The 4116-nt window shown below is 68.9% G+C and carries 6 protein-coding genes; 5 read left to right on the top strand and 1 reads right to left on the bottom strand.

The genetic code is table 11. The annotated features are described in order from the left end of the window. Window positions 1–80: 80 nt before the first annotated feature. Window positions 81–872, bottom strand: a complete 792-nt coding sequence (locus AB0M20_RS30220) for a GntR family transcriptional regulator (protein WP_364303723.1) — start codon at window positions 870–872, stop codon at window positions 81–83. A gap of 76 nt (window positions 873–948) precedes the next feature. Between AB0M20_RS30220 and AB0M20_RS30225 the strand changes: the two genes are divergently transcribed. From AB0M20_RS30225 to AB0M20_RS30245, 5 genes are all read left to right on the top strand, one after another. Beyond that, entirely contained in the window at window positions 949–1296 is a 348-nt protein-coding gene (locus AB0M20_RS30225) for a hypothetical protein (protein ID WP_364303724.1), read from the top strand. Window positions 1297–1340: 44 nt separating this feature from the next. Next, window positions 1341–2132, top strand: a complete 792-nt coding sequence (locus AB0M20_RS30230) for a class I SAM-dependent methyltransferase (RefSeq protein ID WP_364303725.1) — start codon at window positions 1341–1343, stop codon at window positions 2130–2132. A 301-nt stretch (window positions 2133–2433) separates the two neighbouring features. Beyond that, complete coding sequence (locus AB0M20_RS30235; protein WP_364303726.1) at window positions 2434–2820, top strand: DUF6232 family protein; 387 nt, start codon at window positions 2434–2436, stop codon at window positions 2818–2820. Between the two features lie 112 nt (window positions 2821–2932). Then, complete coding sequence (locus tag AB0M20_RS30240) at window positions 2933–3823, top strand: helix-turn-helix transcriptional regulator (RefSeq protein ID WP_364303727.1); 891 nt, start codon at window positions 2933–2935, stop codon at window positions 3821–3823. Window positions 3824–3893: 70 nt separating this feature from the next. Further along, on the top strand, window positions 3894–4085 hold the full coding sequence (locus AB0M20_RS30245; RefSeq protein ID WP_364303728.1) for a DUF397 domain-containing protein: 192 nt from the start codon (window positions 3894–3896) through the stop codon (window positions 4083–4085). The last annotated feature ends 31 nt before the right edge of the window (window positions 4086–4116 follow it).

Consider the following 4116-nt stretch of genomic DNA (forward strand, 5'->3'; position numbering starts at 1 on the left):
TGCGGCCTGATGCGTCCGCCGGGCCCTCGGCGGGAGCTGCGGTCTGCACCACCCACCCGGCTACGACTTGATCTTGATCTTCAGGCCAGGGCGAAGCCCGGGTCCGGGTCGGGCTCGGGGGTCGGTGCCGGGATGCGGTAGTCCTCGGTCAGGGTCGTCATCGGGCCCGGCCAGGTGGCCTGCGCGACCTCGATCGGCTTGCGGGTCTCGTCGAAGGCCACGTGCAGCAGGTGCAGCACCGGCGTGTCCGGGCGGATCTGCAGGATCTCCGCCTCGTCGCGGCTCGGCTGGCGCGCCGTGATGGTGTCGGTCGCGGAGGCGTACCGCCGGCCCAGCACCTCCTCAGCTTCCTGGTAGAGCGGGCGCCCGAAGGCCTCGCGCCGCTCCAGCGAGGTGCCCGTCGCGTCCTTCACCCGGAACCATGACGCACCCACCTCGACCGTCGCGTCGTCGGTGCGCACGATGTGCCGCCGGACAAGCATCTCGGTGCCGTCGCGCACGCCGAACGCGTCCGCGACCTCGGGCGGCGCCGGCTCGCGGCCCACGCCCGCCAGCTGCTGGCGATAGCGGGCGGCGAGGTCGGCGTGGTAGCCGCGGTGGCTGCCGTACCTGCCGCGGGCCAGGCGGTTCAGTCGCCGCCTGGTTCCCCTGACGTACGTGCCGGAGCCCGGCTTCGTGATCAGGATGCCCTCGACGCGCAGCTGGTCGACGGTGCGTTGCACGGTCTGCTTGGCCACGCCGAACATCTCGGCCATCGCCGGGATGGACGGCAGCCGCTCGCCGGGCTGCCAGTCGCCGCGCCGGATGCGTTCTTTCAGCTGGGACGCGATCTGCCGGTGCGGAAACTCGGCCGTCCCGGGGTTGATGCTCATAGGTTCCTAGGATGGCGTAGAGGGTGTGCCGGGGCGGCGACGACACGCCGTACCCGATCTGACAAGCTTCTCGATCGTGGAAGCTCTCCGGCTGATTCTTCGGTACGCCCACCTGATCGGCTTCGCGCTGCTCCTCGGCGGCGCCATCGCCCAGTTCCTCACCGCCAAGTTCCGCGTCAACAAGGCCATGCTGTGGGGCTCGATCGTCCAGGTGCTGACCGGCATCGCCCTGTCGGCGCCGCTGCGCGGGGGCGGTGACGAGGAGCCGAGCCCGGTCAAGCTGGGCGTGAAGCTGCTGATCGCCGTGCTGATTTTCGTGATGGTGATCATCCCGCGTAAGCGGACCGAGATGAACAAGGGCCACTTCATCGGCATCATCGTGATGACCTTGGCGAACGCGGCGGTCGCGACCTTCTGGCGCTGAGATCTCGGTTGCCCGCGCGTCCGGGCTGACGCATCTTCGGGGGCATGCTGACTCCCGAGGTGCTGGCCTATTACGAACGCGGCGGCGAGACCGATCGGCTCGGCGAGGGCAGCGGGCGGCTGGAGTTCCTGCGGACCTGGGACATCCTGGGTCGTGTGCTGCCCGCGCCGCCCGGCCGCATCATCGACGTGGGCGGCGCGACGGGTGTCTACGCCGGACCGCTGGCCGCCGCCGGCTACTCGGTCACGGTCGTGGACCCGGTCCCGGCGCACGTAGCCGCTGCCGCCGCACTGCCGGGCGTGTCCGCGGTGGTGGGTGATGCGCGGGCGCTGCCGGTCGCCGGCGACGCGGACGCGGTCCTGATGCTGGGCCCGCTCTACCACCTGACGTCCGCCGAGGACCGGCTCGCGGCATGGCGGGAGGCCGCCCGGGTGGTCCGCCCCGGCGGCGTGGTGGCGGGCGCGACGATCAGCCGTTTCGCGTCGGCGCTGGACGGCTTCGCGGCGGGCTCGTTCGCCGACCCGGCCTTCCGGGCGATGGCGGTGGACGACCTGGCCGACGGCGTGCACCGCAACGCCGCACAACATCCGAACTGGTTCACGACGGCGTACTTCCACCGCCCGGAGGAGCCGGCGGCGGAGGCGCGGGCGGCGGGGTTGCGCGAGGTGCGGACGGTTCTGGTGGAGGGCCCGTTCGGGTTGGCGGTCGATCGGGTACGTGAGTGGCTCGCCGACCCGGACCTGACCGCGATCCTGCTGGACACCCTGCGCCGGATCGAGCACGAGCCGAGCCTCTTGGGCGCCACCGCTCACCTGATGACCGTGGGTGAGCGTTAGCGCACACAAACTCGCACCGGAGCGGTGTTTTGTGCAGACGCTGGTTGCGGCACTGCAATCTGCTGTATAGCCAGTACGCCCGGTCTGGGCCCATACTTAGTTCACCGTCACGTATGGGGTCCGGAGACGAAGGAGGCGACGCCCAGCTGGAACTGAGCGCCGCCTCGGGCATCCGACCCCGGATGGGGGAAGGGATGTGCCCTCTCAAAAGCCATCCTTCTCCCTCTTTCCGGGTCGATGCAAGGCCCAGGGCGAAGAGGGGGTGAGGGTGGTGACCGTTTTCTATCGAAGCCGCGAGTTAGTGATCACGCACGACCGCATTCGGGTCAGGCGTTCCGGCGGCTGGCAGGTCTGGGTACTGGCCGATCTGGACGGCTGGGGCGTCATGCATCAGGCATTGCCGCCGGCCACCGGGATGTGGTCGCTCGGCTCGTCGGCGGTGCTGGTCGGGTTGCTGGCGTTCCAAATGAGAGGCTGGGTCGTGCCGGTGGCGATCGTGTTGTTCGCGGTAGCGCTCATGGTGGCCTACTGGGAGCGCCGGCGGGCGCGGAGCCGTTCCTGCTCGCAGCTGTGGGCGAGCTACAAAGGCGGTGACGAGGTGGTGATCTTCGAGCTCCCGAGAAGCCAGTTCGAGACGGCCGTGCGGGGCCTGGTCCGGGCCCTTCAACAGCGGCCCGACACGGAGTAGCAAATGCCCGGGTTTTGAGCCTGCCGACGCTAGTGTATCTTCGCGTACCTGCGGTATGGCTAGTTGACGTACGGCAGGCTCACACTCGGTGACAAGATGGGATGGAACGACAGTGGCCGGCCCGCCCGAGTATCCCGCCGTCGACCGACGGCGGGTGCGGCTCGCTCTGCGGAAGGCCCGCGAGGCGCGCGGACTGACCCAGTCCGACGCGGCGGCGGCGTTGAGCTCCTCGCTGTCGAAGGTGCAACGAATCGAGTCCGGCGAGGTTGCCGTTTCCGGCCCGGATCTGCGTGTGCTGCTCAACCATTACGGTGTGACCGATCCGGCCGTCATCGCCGACCTTGCCACGGCGGCCCGCGTGTCCCGCCGTCAGCGGTATGCGGTTGACCCCGCGCATCGCGAGCACCTCACCCCGGCCTATGCGCACCTGCTGCAATTCGAGGCGGTGGCGGTCGAGATCCGCACCTTCCAGCTGGTGCTGGTCCCGGGCCCGATGCAGACGCCGGAGTATGCCGAGGCGTTGCTGGGCTTCTACGACCGCACGCTGACGCCGGACGAGAGGCGCGTCCGGTTCGATGTCCGTATGCAGCGGCGGCGGCTGCTCGAGCCGGACAGCGGTGTCAAGTACCTGGCCATTCTCGACGAGTCCGTAATGAAGAGGGAGATCGGCGGGCTGGAGGTGATGGCCCGGCAGCTGGAAGAGCTCGCCGCGCTGTCCGAGCGCCCTAACGTCATGATCCGCGTCGTGCCTCTACGTGAAGGCGCCATGCTCGGCACCATCGGCCCGTTCACCGTCGTCGACCTCGACGGGAAGGATCCCGAGGACGCGGTGATCTATCGAGAATCCTTCGGCCGCGACATCCTCGAAGAAGAGCCCGGTGAGGTGTCCGTCCATCGTGCAGGGTTTGAAAAGCTCTGGGCTCGAGCATGGAGCGAGGAACTCTCCACCTCTGCCCTCTTGGCCGAGGCCGCACAGCTTCGATTTCGCAACGACAGCCGGTAGGGGCGACATTCGTCACCGCCGGCCGCGGCCGGCGGTGATCCTTGATGATCACCAAAGAGAGGTTCGGAGCATGAGCGAATTCACGACGCCGTGGACGCGGAGCACCTTCTGCTCAGAAGGCACATGCGTTGAGGTGTCCGCCGGCAGGAGTCACGTCGCCCTGCGGGACGGCAAGAACGTTGACAGGGAGCCGGTCCGGGTGCCGCACTCGGTGTGGACGGGCTTCCTGCAGGGCATCGCCGCGGGCGACTACCCGCGTTGAATCTTCCGAGATGCGTGCCGGTCCATGGACC

Source organism: Actinoplanes sp. NPDC051633 (assembly GCF_040681735.1).
Taxonomy (GTDB): domain Bacteria; phylum Actinomycetota; class Actinomycetes; order Mycobacteriales; family Micromonosporaceae; genus Actinoplanes.

Coding starts and splice junctions, on each gene's coding strand:
- AB0M20_RS30230 (WP_364303725.1), top strand. CDS start 1,341: ATGCTGACTCCCGAGGTGCTGGCCTATTACGAACGCGGCGGCGAGACC.
- AB0M20_RS30220 (WP_364303723.1), bottom strand. CDS start 872: ATGAGCATCAACCCCGGGACGGCCGAGTTTCCGCACCGGCAGATCGCG.
- AB0M20_RS30245 (WP_364303728.1), top strand. CDS start 3,894: ATGAGCGAATTCACGACGCCGTGGACGCGGAGCACCTTCTGCTCAGAA.